Origin of the sequence: Bradyrhizobium sp. BWC-3-1 (assembly GCF_032917965.1) — a bacterium.
Lineage (GTDB): Bacteria > Pseudomonadota > Alphaproteobacteria > Rhizobiales > Xanthobacteraceae > Bradyrhizobium > Bradyrhizobium canariense_D.
On sequence record NZ_CP136625.1, the window covers coordinates 2544596 to 2565183 of the forward strand.

Genomic DNA, 20588 nt, shown 5'->3' on the forward strand with positions numbered 1-20588 from the left:
GACTAAGTTGCTGCGACGGAAGGTCAATGTCGTTATCGAATGTCTTAGAGTTCTCAATGGCCTGCTTGAAGATGTGGATAACGGATCGATACGTGAGGAATTTCAGTCTCGGGTAGCGCGGCTGAACGAGCTGCTCGTGCTTCGGCTTGATCAGCTATCCGCCGCGGATCGCTTGCTGCAGGAGATGCTCCCTTATGCCTGACACGGGACGGATTGTACTGCAGCGCGTACGTTCGTCCTTCAATACTTCGAAGCAGGTGTCGGTGACCACGCAGCCACATCTTGTCCCGTCGCGCGGAATCGGCCGCACGACCGCTCTGACCCGTTACAGCAATAGCGGCGACGCGAGCGATCGATTAGCTAATGCGACGGTAGGTCCCGCGGTCGCGATATCTCCCTTCACCAATGCAAGCGGTGTGACCGATGTGCAACGAGCGCGTAGCTTCACCACAGCTATGTCGGCAACCGAACAATCCGGCTCACGAGTACGCGGTAGCATCCGCGCGACCAATTACTGAGGGCCTGCGGATGAACTTTTCAAGCTCGGAAGATCAGACGTTATTGTCTCTTTGGGAAAGTGTGCGGCGGCAAGTGTTGGCTGATCGCGCGAATGGCGGCCGCTCCCGCATTGTTGGTGACAATCTTCGCAACTATGCTGAGTTGCTCCGTTCGGAAATAGATCGGCGTGAGCTCAAGTACACCTCGATCAATTCAACTGAATGAAGAGGATGCTGCCGGGGGCACTCTAAAATGAGAGACATCCGTGAGCAGTTGGACAGACTCCGCAACGATGCCGCCGACTGCAAATCGATCAGCGATCTAGCCACTGATCTGCGAAAACGAGAATTGTTCGCGAGGCTTGCCGATCATCTGAGCGCGTTGGCTTCAGAGGTCGAACGCGCTACGGCTGTGATAGTCTCTGGCACCCCACCAGAGCTATCACCGCAACATCGGCAATGTTGGGATGCTGCAGCAGGCAGGTTTCGACCTCGGCCGGGTAAATATTCTCTCCGCCGCGGGATGTCCTCGAGGCGGCCCGTGACACGCAAGTAGCCGCGCTTATCCAGCGTCCCGAGGTCGCCCGTGCGCAGCCATCCGTCAGCTGTGATGGCCGGACGCGCATTCTCCGGCGCGTCGAGATAGCCGATTGTGGGTCTGATATCCACGGACTTGAATTACGCCCTAAGTGCCGGTCGGCAAAATACGAAGATCCATCGGATCCGCAACGCGCACTTCCGACGTTCCAGAGCGCTTTCCCGCGGTCCGGACGAACTCAGTCTGCGGATGTCGACGCTCGTCTGCGCGACAATCGGGCTGAGCTCGGTCTGACCGAAGACAGTAAGGACCGGAAGGTCGAGCGCTACCCTCACGCGGCGATGGATCTCGGGAGAGACCAGTGCACCTCAGACAACGCGACGTGCAGCGACGATCCCGACCGTCTCAGGCGTGCCCGCCGGACTTACCGCGCTGTGCCTCGGTGCCGCGATGGCATTCTGATAATTTCGTTAAGCCAACGCTCGGAGCCGCGGCCCTTCCAGCATCAGTGCCACGTCGCAGGCAGGCCGCGGCTTGCTGAACAGATAGCCCTGTGCCTGGGTGCAGCCCTCGCGCCGGAGCAACTCGAGCTGCGCGTCGTTCTCGACCCCTTCCGCGGTCGTGACGATGCCGAGGCTGCGGCCGAGGCCGGTCACGGCGCGGATGATCGCCATGGAATCGGCGCGGGTTGCCAGCTCGGAGACGAAAGAGCGGTCGATCTTGATCTTGTCGAAGGGGAAGCTGCGCAAATAGCTTAGCGACGAATAGCCGGTGCCGAAATCGTCGAGCGAGATACCCACGCCCATGGCGCGCAGCTCATGCAACGTGGTCAGCGTCGCCTCACCGTTTTGCAGCAGCACGGATTCAGTGATCTCCAGCTCGAGACGACGGGCTTCCAGTCCCGCCTCCTCCAGCGCCGCGGTCACGGATGCGATCAGGTTCGGACTCTTGAACTGCACCGGCGACAAATTGACGGCGACGTCAATATCGTCGGGCCAGGTCGCCGCGTCGGCGCAGGCGCTGCGCAGCACGAACTCGCCGAGCTGGATGATGAGACCTGTCTCCTCCGCCAATGGAATGAAGTTGATCGGCGCGATCAGGCCACGCTGCGGATGTGACCAGCGCAGCAACGCCTCGAAGGCGACGACGCGGTTGGTGGCGACGTCGCGGATCGGCTGGTAGTGCACCTCGAATTCGTTCCGTTGCAGCGCCGCGCGCAGATCCATTTCCAGCAGCCGCCGCGCCTGCGCGCGCGCATCCATGCCGGTCTCGAAGAAGCGATAGGTGCCGCGACCGTCCGCCTTGGCGCGGTACAGCGCAAGGTCTGCATTCTTCAACAGCTCGTCCGGATGGCTGCCGTCCTGCGGCGACAGCGAGATGCCGATCGAGACGCCGATCACGATCTGATGGTGGTCGATCTCGTAAGGCGCCGAGATCGCCTCGACGAGACGGCCGGCCAGGAACCTTGCAGCGGTTTCCTCGGAGCGCCCGATCAGGACCACGGCGAACTCGTCGCCGCCAAGCCGGGCCACGGTGTCGCTCTCGCCGACGGTCGCCTCCAATCTGCGCCCGACCTCCTTCAGCAAGGCATCACCGATGGGATGGCCGAGCGAGTCATTGATGTCCTTGAAGTGGTCAAGATCGAGGCAGAGAACGGCGAGTTGGTCGCCTGAATTGGTCCGGCGCAGCCCATGCTCGAGCTGCTCGTGGAATAGGATGCGGTTGGGCAGGCCGGTCAGCGCGTCGTGGCGGGCCATATGGGAGATCCTCGCCTGCGCCTCCAGCCACTCGGTGATGTCCTCGAAGGTCGCGACCCAGCCGCCACCCTGCATCGGCTGGTTGACGACCCGGATGGAGCGGCCGAACCTGGTCACGATGTCGGTCGTGGTGCGGCTCTCGCGCGCGTCGGCGACGAGGCGGGCGAAGAATTCGCCAGCATCGCCTTGCCACTGGCCCTTGGCCTGCTCCTCCCGCAGCACGTCGACCAGCAGCCGGCCGGTGAGCAGGATGTCGGTGCGGCCGAGCATCGCGGCATAACGCTCGTTGAACAGGATGATCTTGCCGTCCGCGTCGAACATGCAGAGCCCCTGCGACATGTTCTCGAGCGCCGTGTCCAGCACCCTCTGCTGGCGGCCCAATTCCCCCTTGGCCCGCCGATCGAGCAGCGCGGCGACCAATGCGATCACGATGATCGCAGCCGCAGCACTCGCGGTCAGAACCGACAGCGACGTCGGCGGGATCGACAGGCCGCTGATCGGCAGCGTCGGATCCGGCGTCAGCTGCACCGCGCCCATCGCCGTAAAATGATGCGAGACGATGGCGACCGTCAGCAGCACCGCAGCACCGAGCGTGCCGGACAAGTTGTCTCGCCGTTCAGCGACATGGAGCGCGAATGCGCCGAAAACCACCCCGAGCAGGATCGAAGCGGCCACCGTGCCCGTCGCCCAGCTGACGCGCGCAGGGATCTCGAGCGCCATCGTGCCGGTATAGTGCATCGCCGCCACACCGCCGCCGACGATCGCCCCGCCAAGAGCGACGAGGCCCGGTCGCATGGTCGAGACCGCAACGCCCAAGCCAACAAAGGTGATGGCGATGGCGAAGATTAGCGACAACAGCGTCACCGGAACATTATAGGCGCCGCTGGCGCCCGGTCCGTAGGCCAGCATCGCGATGAAATGCGTCGCCCAGATGCCGCAGCCGGCAACGACTGCATCGAGCGCCAGCCAGACCAGGCGGCCCGATCCTTGCGTCGCGCGCGCCCGGTGAAACAGGCTGATCGCAGCCGTACTTGCGAGCAGGCAGAGCGCGCCCCCAAGCGCGGCCAGTCGCCAATCGTGTTCATCGGTCAGACAGTAGAGCACTTGATACATCAGCATCCCCCAAGGCCTGCGATCACCAGAGCGGGGAAGTGGTGGATTTTAGGTAACGAAGGAGGACCGGCTTGCCGGATGGTGAACAGAGGCTTCCAGAATCAACCATTCGTTGTCAGTCGAACGACATTCGTCAAACTTCTTTCAACGGGCGATGGGCTTTGCCTGGACAATCAATCTTGACGCGCAAGCAGCAGCGCCGGTTTGCAGAGGGGACGGCGCATCATTGTTACGAGCAGGCTCTCGTCCATGGTGCCTCGCAAATAGAACGGCCCCCGCGGAGCAACGCGACGACCGCTGCTGGGTTGCCTAGAGCTGACAAGGGCGTTTCCAACCTCCACCCGAGGGGTGAAACGAACTGGATATTTCGGGTTATATTCGTCGCGCTCCGCCGAAGGGCGACAACATTTGGGATGTTGCCGAGAGGGCGCGGACGAATGGCAGAGTGCCGAAGGTACGCCGCAGAGAGTAACGCCACCTCAGTTGCCGGGCTCCTGCGCGATGGCGGAGAGTGCCCCGGCTTCAGCTTGGCTCTGAGGCGGATGGCCGGAGCCGCCTCCGCCGGCTCGGCGGCGGGCCGGCACGGATTAGCTTTCTGCTGATTTTCCATGTTCCCGTAGTACGTGAGATATTGCATACTTTTCCCGATTTGAGACTGCTGCTTTTCCCTTGAGGCTTTTGCAATGTCGAACAGAATAATCGAAGATGATCTGGAGATGCTGCGCCTGATCAAGGCATTCCAGAAAATAACTGACCAGGACACCCGGCGAATGATCCTTCTCTACGTCGAGGAGCAGCTCGAAAAGCGCCAAGCGAAGGTACCGGAAAGCCCTTCGCGCTAACGCGCCAGGCGCCGAAGTCGCGGCCTTTCGAGAACACGTCTCCAGTGCCGATGGCAGCCACCATCGCGCTCGAGATGATCGGGCCAATGCCGGGCACCGTCATCAGTCGCTCGCAGCTTTTGTCTTGACGGGGCAATGCTTCGATCTCGCTGGAGAGGTCCTCGATACGCTCATCCAGCCGGCGCCAGTCGCCCGCCAGATCCTCAATGATGCGCAACATGCGAGGCGAGAGCACATCGGTGCGCGTCGCGAGGATACTCGGCAACTCGGACCGCAGGGAGCGCAGGCCTTGCCGCACGGCGATGCCCCGCTCCAGCAGGAACGCACGGATCTGATTGATGACGCCGGTGCGCTGACCGACTAATCGCTCGCGCATGCGGTGCAGCGCCTGCAGGTCGAGCTGGTCGGCGGTCTTGGTTGCGACGAACTTCATGGTCGGGCGTTGGACAGCCTCGGCGATGGCTTCCGCATCTCGGAAGTCATTCTTCTGTCCCTTCGAATAGGGGCGCACGTATTTCGCCGGCATCAAGCGGGCGTCGTGGCCAAGCGTTTGCAGCTTGCGACTGAGGTGATGCGCGCCGACGCAGGCCTCCATGCCGATCAAGCACGGCGGCAGGTTGGCGAGCCGCGTTTCCACCTGGCCGCGCGACCACTTCTGCCGCAGCACGATGCCGCCGCGCTGATTCTGGCCAATGATGTGGAACGAGTTCTTGCCGATATCGATGCCGATGACGGCGGGCGAAGCGTCGAGTTTCTGAGACATGGCGTGCTCCTTGTCTTGGGCGCCCCTTGCCAGCTTCTCGTGCTGGCAGGGCCGGAGCACGGCCGGACCATTCCATTCTGATGTCCCCAGTCAAGCACACAGCGCACGGTTTCTCATCTCCACGAGGACTCATCGTGAAGTTCTTGTGCCGATGGATCGTGCAGAGGAGAAGGCGGGACTCAAAGACGTCGGTGAACAGGCTCTGATGCGCGGGTTGGATACCGCATTTCCGTTTTTTCGTCTGGGGCTGTCCCTGGTCTAGCGTCGGGCGTCGATCGGATGATCGGCCACATAATGGATTTCAGGATTTCCCCTGCCGTGGTCCCGCCTTCACTTCTGCACGATTAATGTCTGCGACTGCCCCCTGATCTTGATTGCAACAAAAGGGGGCTGTGGGCCGGTCGAGCGCACCTCACGACTCGAGCGGTCCACAGCCCCCAACGATGTCACGCCTGTCGAGGTGGCATGAGCTCTCGATTGATCGCCCAAATGAAGGCGGATAGCTCTCGGGCAATCGCCGTGACGATTACGGTTCGCCGCTTGCCCTTCCGCTCGAGTGAGCGGAAGCGTCCGCACAGCCTGGTTTGCGCTTTCCACGCAATCTCGCGCGCGACTCTCGGTGCGGCCTCCACCTTTGGCTGCTTGTCTCGGCTCACGCGCGGCGGATATCGATAGCTCCAGGCCGCCTCTACAAGAATACGTCGCGCCCGCCCATTACCGGCTTTGGTGATGCCGCCTCGCTTGACTTGGTCGCCAGTCGAGTTTTCTGTGGGCACCAGACCCAGATAGCCCATCAGCTCGCGCGGATTTTGAAAGCGGGATAGATCACCGATCTCAGCCAGCACCCCCACAGCCGCAATGAGATCAATCCCGCGCACCGCCTGCAGGGCCGACACAACCTCGGCGAGCGACCACTCGGGTACTACCTCGCGGATGGCATCTTCCAAACGCTCCAGCCGCTCACTTTCCTGGCGTACCCCCTCAAGTAACTCTTCGAATGCGATGCGCTGCTCGCGATGCTCGAGCTTCTGCGACATGAGCCATCTCATGTGGGCTGGTCCCCACGTTGTCTTGCCCGGATAGATGCGTCCCAGCCGCAGCATCAATGACGAGATCTGTTGACGCTTGCCCTGGAGGTCCTTCTTCACTGCTTGACGGGCGCGCGAGAGATCGCGCATAGCCTCATGGCGCTCGTCCGGCACCCATACCGCCGTGAGCTCGTCCGCGCGCAACAGCTTGGCGAGGCTTACCGCATCGCGCCGGTTCGTCTTCACTCGATCGCCGGCCTTCTTCGGAACGAGCGAGGGGGCCACCACCAGGCAGTCATGGCCGAGGCTCTTGAGCAGTCTGTAGAGACCGTATCCTGTTGGCCCTGCTTCGTAGCAAAACGTCAACTGACAGCATTTCGCTGCAAGCTTTGCCACCAGCTTTCGGATTGCTGCCTCCGTGGCAGGAAACTCCCCGAGATATCGTACCTCGCCGCCACGGCCGCCATCGGCAATGGCTATAGCATTGCGCGATTTTGACGTATCGATTCCGACAAAGACCTCGGTATGATGACCCACGACTCGCCCTCCTTGTTTGAGGCTCTACCCGTCCATCCGGGCAACCCTCGTCGCAACATCGAGGGTGAGTCGCCTCATTTTGTGGGGGGACATACAGTCTAGCGGAAGTTCGAGCCGAGGCACGCGGAAAACAAATGGTCAGTAAATTGGAACCTGCCTCCTGGGCGAGGGTTTGAGCCGCGTTGTTTCTGCGTGCTTGAGAGGAATACCGGCGATTTCGCTCCAGAATGGCCTTGGGAATAGGCTGCTGGCGGCAACGCCGCCAGCGGACCTTAACTTGCTCGCGCCCTACACCCAGAAAACGTCGTTCGACCTTGATACTGTACTGGTGCGAACGGGAGATGAGTTCAAGCTGGTCTATTTCCCCCTCAGCGGGGCCATAGCGTTCCTAGTTGAAATGTCGGACGGACGCATTGTCGCGTCAACTCTCATGGGCTCGGAAGGGGCGGTCGGCGCTCTCTCCGTCCTAAGTCCCTCACGCTCCCCAGTCACAGCAACTGCCTACGTCCTTGGAGCCGCGCTCCAGGTCCCTGTTTCGCAATTGCAGCTTGCCTATGAGCAAAGCGACACGATCAGGCGTGTTCTACGGCTCCATCTCCGCACACAATTGTTGCAGCTTAACAACGCGGCAGCTTGCAACGCGGTGCATCCGGTGGAGTGCCGCATGGCTCGATGGTTGCTTGAGATTCACGACCACACCGCAGAGAGCGGAATCCAGCTAACGCATGAGGCGCTCGCACAACTTCTCGGGGTCCGCCGAACGACCGTGACGCTAACGATGGGCAGACTTCAGGCCGCGGGCGGCGTCTTATCGGACCGACGCGGAATGCTAGACATCGACCGAAGGCGGCTCGAGAAGATCGCTTGCGAGTGCTACGCCGTGATGCGACACAGAATCAAGCGCATGTATGACAAGGAGCTGGTGGCCGCCTGATCCGCGAAAGTGAGCCGCCGCTCTTTGTTTGACTGGACCTTCGTGCTTGCCTGCGGCTCAGTAACGGCCGACGGTCGCGGTCTAGCGGCAAGTAGCTCACGTTCACCACGCCCCGACAAGCATTAGACCGATAATGGTCAAACACGAGACGCAAGCCACCGTTACAGTGTAGCATTCTGGGGTGTTCATAGTTGCCTCCCGAGCTGTTGCCTGTCACTGCTGCGCCGGGAGAGGCCGCCTGTCTCGGGGCCGCTGTTCGGCACGCCTGTGACCGGTTCGGTGCGGTGTGTTGGTCCTGTCGTCGCTGCTGTGATCCGCAGGATTGTAATCCCACATGTCTGGAGCTTCAGGGCGTTCAGCTGGGATCAGAAGCTGCTTTCGCATTTCAGCGAGGCAGGCGCGGCAATATTCACGATAGAGCAGGTCGAATATGGCGGGCATCGTCACCCCCACCGTTTGAGTGTCAGTGTCAGATCTTTCCACCGCGATCTTCGCGTGATTGTAGCCACTTCAGACGGCTCTTCGATGTGAGCCCGTTCGCAGACTGCACCAGTTCCAAGCTCAACAGCCGATTGGTTGACCTGATTGTCTGCCCGAAAAAACAAAGTCACGCTAACACAGACTATAGCAGCTCATTGTTTCAGGAAAACTTCGTCAAACAACTCCAGGGCGCCGAACGCCAACGAAAATCCAACCACAGCGCGAATAACTTTACCACTGAGTGAGAGCAACATTCGTTGCAAGCCGACCGAGTATGAGGACAGCATTCTTCCACGCGTTGGCCGACGGCGGCTTCGTAGCCAGCGGCACGCGTGACGCCGCGCTCACCACCGCCTCGGCAGAAGTGAAGTGTATCAGCGGCTGGTCCGGCGTGGCGACGTCGTTTTCCGACGTGAGCCGGTGCTATGCCGGGCAGGGCGTCGTTCCTCGACTTCCGGTGTTGGCCCATCTGCGGCCTCGGAGCCCACCCGCTCTTTGGCCGATGTTGGCGGCAAACCGGACATCAGGCGGCCGCCGCTTCATGAGTACGTGCCCTAGTACGGCGCCGGCGAAATAGTTTGAGCTTGTGCATGTGAAACTTGGGGCGTGCCGATTACGGCCGATTGCGGCACGTGCAATGGGACACCGGCCCCGGCTGTTTCTCCCAACCTGGCTGGGGTCTACGCGCCCTGCAGAAAGCTGTCAGCACTGTTGGCTGTTTATTTCGAGCGACGCCGTAACGCAGTTCGCTATATGGTTTCGTTCCCGGTTTTTACATCACCGACTGCCGGGCGATCATAAGAAAGCTGCTCCGCAAGTTTATGCTTTGGACTTTGCCGTCGTCGCCGGGTGTTCCGGGATTTTTGTATGAAATACATATTCATCGCGGTCGGCTGCTGGCTGCTGCTGAACCTGCTCTACATTCTCATAGTCACTCCGCCACGTAGGTCGCTCTGGCCTAGACAGCTCGCTCGCACCATTGCTGCGGTCAAGCGACTCATGCAACGCGGACGGCAGCCACCTACCTGAAGGGAGTGAACTTGGGAGTTTTGTGGCGCCATTCCACCCATAGATCGAATGCATCCGACATACGGCTCACCTCCTTGGCTTGACGCGAAATGGACTGTCGATGGAGAAGGCGTCCGGCGCGATCCCGCTCTCGATGCGCTTCCAGGTCACGGGCGCTGCGATCGGAAATCCCTCGCGCGCTCGCGGGGAATAGGTGCCGATCGCCGTCGTCCCGCGGCCATTGCGCAGATAATCGAGGAAGATGCGGCCGCGACGTTTTGATTGCGCAGACAGAAGGTAGCGGTCTGGATGACGCGCTGCGAGCGCGGAGACGAGCTGATGCGCGATCCGATGCGCCTTGTCGTGCAGCATCGGCTGAGCCAGTGGCGCCATCAGATGAATTCCTTTGCCGCCCGTGAGCTTGGGCCAGGTCTCGAAACCCTCGCACTTCATCAGCGTGCGCAGATCGAGCGCGGTCTCCACGACGGCCTCCCAGCCGACGCCCTCGCCGGGATCGAGATCGATCACGATACGGTCGGCATGTTCGAAGTCCTCGACGGTCGCATTCCACGGGTGCAGCTCGACAGCGCCGATCTCGACGAGACCAAAGAGGCCATCGAGGCTGTCGACCCACAGGCGCGTTCCCTGGCCGCCCTCCCGCTTCTGAATACGAAGCTGGTGCACGGCCGCCGGAATGTCCTTCGGCAGCGGCCCCTTGTGGTAGAAGGTGGTGCCTTGCACGTGGCGCACCAGCTTGAGCGGGCGATGGCCGAGGTGCGGGAGGGCCTTCTTCCACACCCTGCGCCAGTAGTCGGCGAGTTCTTCTTTGGACGGTGCAACGGCTTCGGGCAGAAGCTGCAGGATGTTCTCTCTGGGGACGCCGAGCTTCGGGCGGCCGGCCGCGCAGGGCACGAGGCGCGGCGCCTTGACCTTGCGCACCGCAAGATCATCGCGAAAGCCTTTGAACACGGCCTCGCGAAGCAGGCCATCATCGGTAAGCGCGCCATACCGGACCTCGATTTCGAGGATCGGATCGACCCAGGTCGCCTTCGGCTTTTTGACTGGCACGTCCAGGGGAGACGTCTTGCGGATCAACGGATCGAGCCGCTCGCGCAATTCGCGCGCGGTCGTCTCGGTGTAACCGGTACGCACCTTGCCGGCGTAGAGCAGCTTGCCGTTCTCGCGCCGGCCGACGTAGAGCGAGGCGATCTTGCGCGGGCGCGCCCCCAGCTTCTCAACGAACGCGACTATCGGAAAGGTCTCGCTCTTCTTGCACTTGAGCTTGATCCAGCTCTCCTGTCGGCCCGAGCGATAGGGCTCGCCGAGCCGCTTGCCGATCAGGCCTTCCAGCCCCAGCTGGCACCCTTTTTCGAAGATTACGTTGCCGTCGCCCGCAAGCGCCTCGACGTACATGAACGTCTCGGGCGCGTCCTTCAGAAGCCGCTGCAGCAACCGCTTGCGCTCTTCGTACACGACGCCACGCAGGTCATAGCCGTCGAGGTACAAGAGATCGAAGGCGTGATAGCGCACGCGCTCGCTTTGCTTCGGGCCGAGCTCTCGCCTGAGCTGCTGGAAATCCGGCAGGCCGCCACTGCCGTACACCACGGCCTCGCCGTCGATGACCAAGCTGTTTGCTTTGAGTTTGGCCGCGCCCACCGCGATCGAGGAGAACTGTTCCGTCCAGTCCAGGCCGGTCTTCGAATAGACCTTGGCGTCCTCATCTCCCCGGTGCAGTTGAGCGCGGTAGCCGTCGGCCTTGATCTCGTAGACCCAGTCCTTGCCGCGCGGCGGATTCTCGCGCAGCGTGGGATCACACGGCTCGATGTAACCAGGAATCGCAACTTTGGTGGCGCCATGGACACGCGATACTCCCCAACGAGACTGACGCAACGCCACGGCACACATGGCGATTCAACGCCGTCGCGCTGATTCGTTCCGTTCCGCGGAGGCCGCTTGACGGCCTCGCCAGCGCGGCAGGTCGAGGAGGCCAAATCCGACGAAACCGGGTAGTCGCGCTACGTCTGCACCAGGATATTCCACTTGCGCGTCGGTCTCCCGACAGGAGCACCGGGCCTTCGGCGGAGCTCATGATCGTACCGGCAGGCCGAACCCGCGCCCCGAGCAGGTGCGCTCGATGTTACGGGATGAGTTCGTCGGGCTCTGGACGCGGCGCCGCCGTGTCGGCGCGCAGCGGCGGGCCACGAACATCGCCGCGCTCGCGGGGTGGTGGGCGCGTGGACAGGTCCCGGCCGATCGCGGCTCGCAGCTCCATCAGGTCGGTGAACACGTCCGCCTGCCGCCGGAGTTCGTCCGCGATCATCGGCGGCTGGGTCGCCATGGTCGACACCACGCTCACCCGTACGCCTCGGCGCTGCACCGCCTCCACCAGCGAACGGAAAGTGCCGTCGCCCGAAAACAGAACCATTTCGTCGACGTCGCCGGCCATCTCCATGGCATGCACCGCGAGTTCGACGTCCATATTGCCTTTGACCTTGCGCCGTCCGAACGAGTCGACGAACTCCTTTGTCGGTTTGGTCACGACGGTGTAGCCGTTGTAGTCAAGCCAATCGAGCAACGGCCGGATCGAGGAGAATTCCTGATCCTCGATGACAGCCGAGTAGTAGAAGGCGCGGAGCAGGATACCTCGGCTCTGGAATTCCTGCAGAAGGCGCTTGTAGTCGATGTCGAAGCCAAGGCTTCGGGAGGTGGCATGAAGATTGGCGCCGTCGATGAACAGGGCAATCTTGCTGGGCGAGGACGACATGTTGGCAGCCCGAATGATCCCGGCGGAAGCACCGCTCCCGCTTGGCGGATGGTTTGCTCAAAGATGGAGTTTGGGCACGGGGCGGCCTTGGCCCGCCGCTCACTCGCATTCTGCGTTGCGGCAAGAACGTGAGCTCCGACGGAGCAAGGCTATATCCAAGAATTCGAGCTTTCAAATCCTTTTTCATGAACAGTTGAACCAGGAGCCTGCTGCAAAGATAATGCAGTAGGGGACGCCGTGAATGCCGCACGAATTGCCGCTCTTCGAAATCCACCTCAGGCGGCGCCGCCGGGCATGCAGATGGCGTCTCTGCACGACTGATGGGCAAACCATCATGCAAGGCTCGGAAGCCAACCGGCCGGCTGCCCGGTACCAGGCCAATCGGGCGCTCTTTCTGATGCTGCTCGCTTCCGGGAGTCGCTCGGCAGGCCGCGAAGACCCGTCGCGGAGTCGCTCGCGCCGAAGCGCCTGATCACCCGGGAAATTGCCCGCAAGCGGGCCGACAGCTCGTTATCACGCAATCGCCCGTCGAGCGACGTTCATCGTCACTTGAACGCCCTCGTTCGGCGCGGACTCGACCTTGAAGTCCGGTTTCGCGTTTTCCCTCAAGGTCTGCACGATCAGCGCGCCGATCTTTCCCGGGATCGGCCATGTAATGCCCTCAGGCAACCCGACTCCGTCGTCCGCGACGACCACGCGATACCGGTCTTCGCTCTGGCGCAGACATTCGATCGTGATCACGCCGTGGCCGCGGCCTTCAAAGGCATATTTGAAGGAGTTGGTCAGCACCTCGTTCACAACGAGCCCCACCGACAGCGCGGTGTTGACCGAAACCGGGGCATACTCCGTCTTCTGCTCGAGCCGAATTCCCTGGACGGCGCAGGTGTTCATGACCGCGGCGGCGATCTAACTGAGGTAATGGCCCAGATCGACCTCGTCGCCGGCGGCCTCGTTCGACAGGGCCTGATAGAGCAGATGCAGGGATTCGATGCGGCCGGCCAGCGTGTGCAAGTCGACCCTCTCGCCCCGTCTTTCGTTGCGTGCTTCGAGTCGTATGAGGGCGACGATCAACTGAAGATTGTTCTTCACGCGGTGCTGCAGCTCGCGCAGCAGGATGTCCTTGTCGCGGATGCGGCGCGCATACTCCTCACGCTCGGCACGCGCCCTGTCGGTGATGTCGATCAGCGCCGCGATGCGATAGTTCTCGGTCCCGTCCTCGTTTTGAATGAGACCGGAGAAGGCCTCGACCAGGAGCGGTCTAGGCCGCTCCGCCCGGAAGGTGCCGAGAAACTCTCCTCCGTCCTTCAGCACGGCCAGATCCAGCGAGACGTTCGGATCGCTTTCGTCCGTGAACCCGGCCAGGATCGACCAGCCCTTGCCGGCGCAGTCTTTCGCGTCCTGGCCGAAGAGCGTTTCGAATTCCTTGTTCGCGTAGCAGATGCGCTGGTCGCCGCGGAAGAATTTCGAGACTGGCATCCTGCTCGATGGACGGCGCATTGGTATGATGCGCTCATCGTCAACATGGCCCTACCACCCTGCTGGACGTCTTCGAGGGCCACAGCATCTCGGGTGGAATTCCTACGAGGTCGAATTGCCCCAACAGCTTGTTGTCGGCCGCCAGCTCGCGTTCGCCCTGGAACACACGTACCGTGACGGCATTCTGATTGTCCTCTGCCGTCGAGAACACCTGGCTGCGTTTTGCGGGAATTGTGGTGTTGCGGTCGATCAGCTTCGTCATCACGCCGCCGAGCGTCTCTACCCAGGGACAGGGGAGTGACGTCGAGCAGCAGCACGTCCTTCACGTCACCCTGCAGCACGCCGGCTTGAATGGCGGCCCCGATGGCCACGACCTCGTCGGGGTTGACGCCCTTATGCGGCTCGCGCCCGAACAAGGCCTGGACGGTCTCCTGCACCTTGGGCATGCGGGTCTGGCCGCCAACCAGCACGACTTCATCGATCTGACCAGGCTCCAGACCGGCGTCCTTCAGGGCGGCCCGGCATGGTGGAATGGTTTTCTGGATGAGGTCGTCGACGATCGCCTCCAGCTTGGCTCGCGTCAGCCTGATGTTGAGGTGCTTGGGTCCGTGCTGGTCCGCGGTGATGAACGGGAGATTGACATCTGTCTCTGTGCTACTCGACAGCTCGATTTTGGCCTTCTCCGCAGCGTCCTTGAGACGCTGTAACGCCAGGCGGTCGTTCCGCAGCTCGATGCCACTTTCTTTCCTGAATTCATCTGCGAGGTAATCGATAATGCGCTTGACGCCCCTGTGCTGGAACTCCTCGATCTCTTGCTCGCGGCACGAGCGGCATCGGCCTCGCCGGCGCGATGAGGACGGCGCGCCGCCGATCGCGCACGCCCAGACTGTCTCCCAGCCCTACATTGTCGCGCTGATGACCGAAGCGGCCGCACTGAAGTCCACGGACAAGGTGCTCGAAATTGGAACCGGTTCAGGCGCGCGGAGCTCAGTGAACTGCGGATCGGACGGCGGACGGGCTTCCGCATCACGCAGCCCGTGCACTTTCTCCGGGTCTTGCAGAGCATACGGTCGGAAGCTTGGACAAGGGAGCCGTGCCGCCGTCGAGATCGATCAGCGCATCAATGGCCTCATTGAGCTCCGAGGCCGCATCCGACTGCATGCCTTGCTTCGCGGACGCTACGAGGCGGTATGCGTCTAACGCCCACCGGCGGAGCAGATCTCGCTTCTGCTCCTCGCATAATGTCGGGTCGCGCAGAACCTCGCTCGGTCGCGTATAGCGATCGCAAGTTCGACCTGCACGCTCTCCTCGGCCGCTAGGCCTTTTGCGGCCGCAGGTTGAGGTGGCTTTCTGGCGACGGCACTCGCCGAAGCGCGTAGCGCGTCTTGCCGGTCGCCACACCCACTGCCGGATTGTCTGACATTTGGGATCTTGTTCGGCATAGAATCCTCCCGATACAGCGGGAGCAGGGGTCAAATGGTATCAGTCCCAATACACCTCCAATGGCGTTGCGCCGCTGGGTGTCTGAGCCAAACGCCGGCGAAGGGCGACAAGCAACTAGTGAGCAGCCAAGGAATTTCAAGAAGGACACCAAGCCTCATTACTCCACAAGATTTCCGAAGCCTGAGGAGTTTGCCTGCAGAAACTTCTCGGGAGCGGGTTGGCTATGCCGTCAGCCGCCGTGCCTTTTGGATGAGCAACTGCCGCAGGCGTTGAGGGTCAGGCATCCCCACAGGTCCGTCGTCCCCAACATGATTGGGCTGCCATCCAGGACCTGGAGGGCGCGTCCGCAGCGAGCGGCCCCTTCAGCCGCCGTGCGGCGGAGCCGTCTGCGAGTTGGCCCCGAATCCACCTAGGATCACGCGGGGGCGGGCGCCCCCTGCGCACCGGCAAATGATGGGTCCGCGATCCAGCCAAAGGTCACTCCTCATACTCTTGAATCGGTGTCGCCGTAGGCGGGTGCTCGCCGACGCCCCCCGTTACTACCCCCAACTTGTATCGTTGTGTTGGGCAAGAGCGAAACGCCCGGGCGGCCGGCAGGCACGGCGAGGATCGCAGGATACGTGAGGTGTAACTTAGCGTGCGATAAATTCGCATCTAGAATTTGCGCGGGTTGTCGTTCTAGGTCCTCGTTTGTCTCAGCCACAACACACAGTTCGTACGCGCGGTGCCGATTACTGTTCTCGGCCACGAATCGGATCGGAGTTCGAGTCCCTCCCGCCATGCCAGATTGAACAGCCGACGGCATTAGGGACGACAAGGTGGGTGCAACGGACCAAGACAATCGATTGGCGGCGCGTCTTGCGCATTGTCTCACGGACGTGTATTACAGCCTCAGCAAGGCAGCGTGAAAAGCACGATTTTTCATAGGGTTACGTAGCAGTCTTCGGAGGTTCGATCCCTCCCGCCCCAGCCAGATGTCAAGCTGTTGAGTTCATTCGGTAAGCAGTTTCACTTTGGGCGCGTTTGGAAACACAGATTTTAAGGCTCGGTCCAGAATCGAACTAAACGGCGTGGCCATGCTGGCTTATCTCCGAGGCTTCCATCCGAACATATACCGCGGAAGCTGGTCGGGCAGGCCTGTTTTGCCCTCATCGTAGAATAGGGTGCTACGGCGAACGAAGCGGACAACCGGTCCAGATGCGCATGTGCGGAATTGCAGCCGTGCCGCAGTCGGCCCGGCCGGTGGCCTCGGGCGCGGTCGTTGCCCCGCTACCGGGGACCATTACGACTGCAAATCGCGTGGCCTTCGTTTCCTTGGCCGACCGGAACGATATAGACCCCGCACTTCCTGCTGTTGAAAGAGCTCCGCGCAGACGCCACGCAGCCATTGGCTTGCCGGGTCATGATGGAAGCGGGCGTGCCAGTATTGCTTCACCGTAAATCCGGCGATTGCCAGCGGGCAGTCGAGCACGCGCAGTCCGTAATAGTGAGCCAGCGTTTCACCAATGTGCCTTGGAAGGGTGGCGATCAGGTCAGTCGTCCCGACGATTGCAGGCAACCCCAAAAAGCCGGGTAGCTCCAGCCCAACGTCTAGGACTAATTTCTGCTCCTGCAGCGCAGCGGCGAGCAACTGATGCCCGGTGCCGGAGCGAATGAGGACGTGTGCCTCACGCCTGAAATCCTTTGCCGTGATGCGGTCGCGGATCCGGGCATGTTTCGCGCTCGCCAGGCAGACCCAATCCTGCGGAAACAGTGCCTGTTGGAAGTGTCCCGCGTCGAGATCCGAGATGTAGCCGAGCGCCAGATCGGCCTTTCCGGACTGCAGCATTCTTGGGGTGTCGGGGCCGATCTGTGTCGCCTCGATACGAACGCCAGGCGCAACGCGACGGACCTGAGCGAGAATGGAGGGAAGCAGCGTGACGTGACTTCCATCCGTCATGCAAATGGCGAAACGGCGTTTCGCGGTTGTCGGATCGAAGTCGCTGCGAAGCTCGGCCAGGCGACGCAGCATCTCCAGCGCCTGCCTCGCCGTGCCGATCAGAGCCTCCGCGCGCGGCGTCGGCAGCATGCCGTCTGCTGACCGGACGAAGAGCGGATCGTCTAATTCCTTTCGCAGACGGGCCAGCCAGATCGAAATGGTCGGCTGACTTTGACCGAGCTTCTCGGCTGCCTTGGTGACGCTACCCGTTGCGAACAATGCGTCGAACAGCCTGAGCAGGCGCGGGTCCAGCAGGTTGGTCTCGACGGGATCCTGGTGCTTCATTGCGATTCACAATAATTGCTATAAAGATCATAATATATCTAAATATCGAGCGGCCGGCTACCGTGCTTCCAACGCCGAGAATGGCGCGGGAGAAGCGTTCGGATGAGGATCTGCTTTATCGGAGCGGGAGCCTTGGGCTCGACCATCGGCGGTACGCTGGCGCGCGGCGGGGCCGAGGTCTGGCTGATCGATCCGTTCCAGGCTCATGTCGACGCTATCAATGCCGGCGGCCTACGGGTGCTCGAAGTTGGCGCCGAGACCGTTGTGAAGGTCACTGCGTGCACTTCCGCGACCCAGGTTGGCGTAGAGGCAGACCTCGTCATTGTCCTCGTCAAATCCTACCACACGCGGGATGCCATCCGTGCCGCGGCGCCGATCATCGGGCCGCGGACGGTCGTGATGTCGCTTCAGAACGGTCTTGGTCACGAGGACATCCTGTCGGAGGAGGTTGGTCGTGACCGGGTCATGGCGGGCAAGACCTACGTCGGCGGTGTGCTGCTCGGCCCTGGTCATGTTCGTTCCGGGGTCCTCGGCAAGGAGACCATCATCGGCGAGCTTGACGGTCGCTTGACGGAACGTGCGCAGCTAATCTCCGGGACTTTTAATCGCGCCGGAATTCTCACGCGGCTCAGCGACAACATCTTGGGCACGATGTGGGACAAGTTGTTCATCAACGTCGCCGGAGGAGGAATTACCGCCGTTACCGGGCTGACTTATGGCGGCCTGTATTCGCTGCCAGTTCTGGAAGATTGCGCGCTGGCCGCAATCTCGGAGAGCATCGCGGTTGCGCAAGCTGCTGGCGTGAAGATCTCGATTACCGACCCGCGACGCGCCTGGACGATGGCATCCGCTGGCCTGCCGCCCGAATTCAAGACGTCGATGCTGCAGAGCTTGCAGTCCGGCAATCTGACCGAGGTTGACTACATCCACGGCTCCGTCGTGCGTTGGGGCGCCAGGCTCAACGTGCCAACCCCGGTCAATTCCACCCTCGTCGCACTGGTTAAGGGCATCGAATACGCCCGCAGCGACTATCCTGGAAAGTCCTGAGACGATGTCATTGCCCCGCGCCTATGTCGAGCACGTCGCGATCCGTGTGCCGGACGTTGATTGTCACATCGCCTTCTTTCGTGATGTGCTTGGCCTCGCCATCCGCGACGAGCAACCCGCCGACGGTGCACGCCCGCGCCAGGTTTGGGTGGTCGGAAGCGTGCAACTCATCGAGGATCCAAATTTCGTCGGACCTGAGGGGCGTCTCGCCCATCTCGGCATCATGGTCGACGATTACGAAGGTGTGCTCACCCGTGCCGCTGCCTGGGGCGCCAAGGCGTTGCCCGCTGGGGCGAACTGGCTCGAACTGCCGGGCGGGCTCAACGTCGAGATCTTGCAAGCCAGCGCCGGCGCTGTGGAAGGCGCCTTGGCAATCAATCCACGGGCCTAAGGAAAACGCGACATGACTGATGAGCGCTACTGGGACGATGCCAAGGTCGGCGATGAATGCGTCACGCCCTCGGCGACGGTCACCGAAGCAATGGTGAATGCCTACGCCGAACTGACGGGCGATTTCACGCCGGTCCATGTCGACGAGGAGTACGCGAAGACAACGCCGTTCGGCACGCGCGTCGCGCACGGGCTGTTTGGTCTGTCGCTGGCCGACGGTTTGAAGACCCGTGCCTACTACCGCTTCCTCCCAGGAATGTCGCTGGGCTGGACGTGGGATTTCAAGCTGCCGATCAAGCTCGGGGACACCGTGCACGTGAAGTTCCGCGTGGGTTCAATGCGCGAGACAAAGCGGGACGGGTGGGGCATCGTGGTGCTGCCCTCGGAGCTGATTAATCAGCGCGGCGAAGTGGTGCAGCTCGGTGAGCATCGGCTGATGATTCCGATGCGCCCGAAGACCGGCGTCGCGGGAGAGCGCGCATGACCGCGCAAGATCTGCCGCTCAAAGGCGTCCGCGTCATCGACTACAGCCATTTCCTGGCCGGCCCGTTCATGGGCCGTTGCCTCGCCGCGATGGGCGCGGAGGTCATCAAGGTGGAGCGTCCAAAGGGCGGCGACGCAGGCCGGGCCCATGGATATTTCAAGGACGAACAATCCGGCTACTTCCTACAGCAGAATATGGGGAAGCAGGGACTTTGCATCGACCTGCGCGACAAGCGTGGTCTCGACATGATGATGAAGCTGGTCGACACAGCCGATGTCTTCATCGAGAATTACCGACCCGGCGCACTCGAACGTCTCGGGCTTGGTTACAAAGCGCTATCGGGGCGGAATCCGAAGCTGATCTATTGCTCGGTCTCCGCCTATGGTCACACCGGTCCCTATGCCGATCGTCCGGGCTTCGGCCTGATCGCAGAGGCGATGTCGGGGGCCCTGGCGCAATTGGGCAATCCCGGCGAAGCGCCGCCACTGCTGCGGATGCCGCTGGCCGATATGTACACTGGCATTCATGGCGTCGCTGCTATCAATGCGGCGCTGGTTGGCCGTGCGTCGTCCGGGCGCGGCCAACATATCGATCTGGCGCTGTACGATTGCATGGTCTCGATGCACGACTATGCGGTTCAGCGTTACTTCCTCTCGGGCGGCGCTGACCTGCCGAAGCAAACCGGCAGCGGACAGCCGGACTCGACCGTTTACGGGGTCTTTCCGGCCAAGGACGGCAATCTTGTCATCGCTGCGCAAGTCGATGATGCGTGGCGACGATTGGCGAGCCTGATTGGAGGAGACACGCTGGCATTGGACGAGCGTTTCGCCAAGCCCGCCGCGCGGAACGCCCATTATGCTGAAGCCATGGAGATTGTGCGCAACTGGACGCTATCACAGCCGTCTCGGGATGCGTGTCTTGCGGCACTCGAGGAAGCAGGTGTGCCGTCCGCTCCCGTGCAGACCATCGAAGAGGTCGCGAGGGATCCGCAGATCCATGCGCGCGGCATGCTGGTCGAGCAGGAGCATCCGGTGCTCGGCAAAGTAACGCTGCCGAACCTGCCGTTCCGGTTCTCCGATTGCGACACCACGGTGCGTACTCCGGCGCCACTGCTTGGGCAGGACAATCGCCGCATTGCCGCATCGCTGGGACTGTCGGCCGAAGCCGTCGACGCGATGGTGCGCGACGGCGTGCTTTACAACGAAGCTGCAGTGCGGGAGTGAG

13 protein-coding genes and 2 pseudogenes are annotated in these 20588 nt (G+C 61.8%); 6 read left to right on the forward strand and 9 right to left on the reverse strand.

Translation table 11 applies throughout. The annotated features are described in order from the left end of the window. Positions 1 to 1505: 1505 nt before the first annotated feature. The 3 genes and pseudogenes from RX329_RS12255 to RX329_RS12265 form a co-directional block, all read right to left on the reverse strand. The gene (locus RX329_RS12255; RefSeq protein ID WP_317245886.1) at positions 1506 to 3905 is read right to left on the reverse strand and encodes an EAL domain-containing protein; all 2400 of its coding nucleotides are present in this window, start codon (positions 3903 to 3905) and stop codon (positions 1506 to 1508) included. Positions 3906 to 4751: 846 nt separating this feature from the next. Beyond that, positions 4752 to 5510: pseudogene (locus tag RX329_RS12260) on the reverse strand (IS110 family transposase); the annotation flags it as partial. Between the two features lie 446 nt (positions 5511 to 5956). Next, complete coding sequence (locus RX329_RS12265; RefSeq protein ID WP_085362079.1) at positions 5957 to 7075, reverse strand: IS110 family transposase; 1119 nt, start codon at positions 7073 to 7075, stop codon at positions 5957 to 5959. A gap of 277 nt (positions 7076 to 7352) precedes the next feature. Here RX329_RS12265 and RX329_RS12270 point away from each other — a divergent pair, with 277 nt between their 5' ends. Beyond that, positions 7353 to 8009 (forward strand): Crp/Fnr family transcriptional regulator, encoded by a 657-nt coding sequence (locus RX329_RS12270; RefSeq protein WP_240543263.1) that lies wholly within the window; start codon positions 7353 to 7355, stop codon positions 8007 to 8009. Between the two features lie 1575 nt (positions 8010 to 9584). Here RX329_RS12270 and ligD read toward each other — a convergent pair. The 5 genes and pseudogenes from ligD to RX329_RS12295 all read right to left on the reverse strand — a co-directional run. Next, entirely contained in the window at positions 9585 to 11402 is a 1818-nt protein-coding gene (gene ligD / locus RX329_RS12275; RefSeq protein ID WP_317245887.1) for a DNA ligase D, read from the reverse strand. Positions 11403 to 11634: 232 nt separating this feature from the next. Next, entirely contained in the window at positions 11635 to 12261 is a 627-nt protein-coding gene (locus RX329_RS12280; protein ID WP_018460434.1) for an NYN domain-containing protein, read from the reverse strand. Positions 12262 to 12774: 513 nt separating this feature from the next. Next, positions 12775 to 13152 carry an ATP-binding protein gene (locus tag RX329_RS12285; protein WP_085383591.1) on the reverse strand — a complete coding sequence of 126 codons (378 nt, stop codon included), beginning with the start codon at positions 13150 to 13152 and terminating at the stop codon, positions 12775 to 12777. Positions 13153 to 13167: 15 nt separating this feature from the next. Continuing rightward, a complete protein-coding gene (locus RX329_RS12290; RefSeq protein WP_158091687.1) occupies positions 13168 to 13737 on the reverse strand; it encodes a histidine kinase dimerization/phosphoacceptor domain -containing protein in 570 nt (189 codons plus the stop codon). Between the two features lie 91 nt (positions 13738 to 13828). Then, positions 13829 to 14504: pseudogene (locus RX329_RS12295) on the reverse strand (Hsp70 family protein); the annotation flags it as partial. A gap of 148 nt (positions 14505 to 14652) precedes the next feature. On the opposite strand from RX329_RS12295, the gene RX329_RS12300 reads away from it, so the two are divergent. Further along, positions 14653 to 14937 (forward strand): hypothetical protein, encoded by a 285-nt coding sequence (locus tag RX329_RS12300; protein ID WP_240543991.1) that lies wholly within the window; start codon positions 14653 to 14655, stop codon positions 14935 to 14937. Between the two features lie 1525 nt (positions 14938 to 16462). Here RX329_RS12300 and RX329_RS12305 read toward each other — a convergent pair. Further along, positions 16463 to 17443: a LysR family transcriptional regulator gene (locus RX329_RS12305; RefSeq protein WP_085383593.1), complete on the reverse strand. Its 981-nt coding sequence runs from the start codon at positions 17441 to 17443 to the stop codon at positions 16463 to 16465. A gap of 102 nt (positions 17444 to 17545) precedes the next feature. On the opposite strand from RX329_RS12305, the gene RX329_RS12310 reads away from it, so the two are divergent. From RX329_RS12310 to RX329_RS12325, 4 genes are read left to right on the forward strand one after another with little or no spacing between them, the layout of a single operon-like run. Next, positions 17546 to 18490 carry a ketopantoate reductase family protein gene (locus RX329_RS12310; protein WP_085383594.1) on the forward strand — a complete coding sequence of 315 codons (945 nt, stop codon included), beginning with the start codon at positions 17546 to 17548 and terminating at the stop codon, positions 18488 to 18490. Positions 18491 to 18494: 4 nt separating this feature from the next. After that, positions 18495 to 18881 (forward strand): VOC family protein, encoded by a 387-nt coding sequence (locus RX329_RS12315; RefSeq protein ID WP_085359182.1) that lies wholly within the window; start codon positions 18495 to 18497, stop codon positions 18879 to 18881. A 12-nt stretch (positions 18882 to 18893) separates the two neighbouring features. Further along, entirely contained in the window at positions 18894 to 19364 is a 471-nt protein-coding gene (locus RX329_RS12320; protein ID WP_085359180.1) for a MaoC family dehydratase, read from the forward strand. Then, on the forward strand, positions 19361 to 20587 hold the full coding sequence (locus RX329_RS12325; RefSeq protein ID WP_018460427.1) for a CaiB/BaiF CoA transferase family protein: 1227 nt from the start codon (positions 19361 to 19363) through the stop codon (positions 20585 to 20587). Before RX329_RS12320 ends, RX329_RS12325 begins: the two co-directional genes overlap by 4 nt. Position 20588 lies beyond the last annotated feature (1 nt).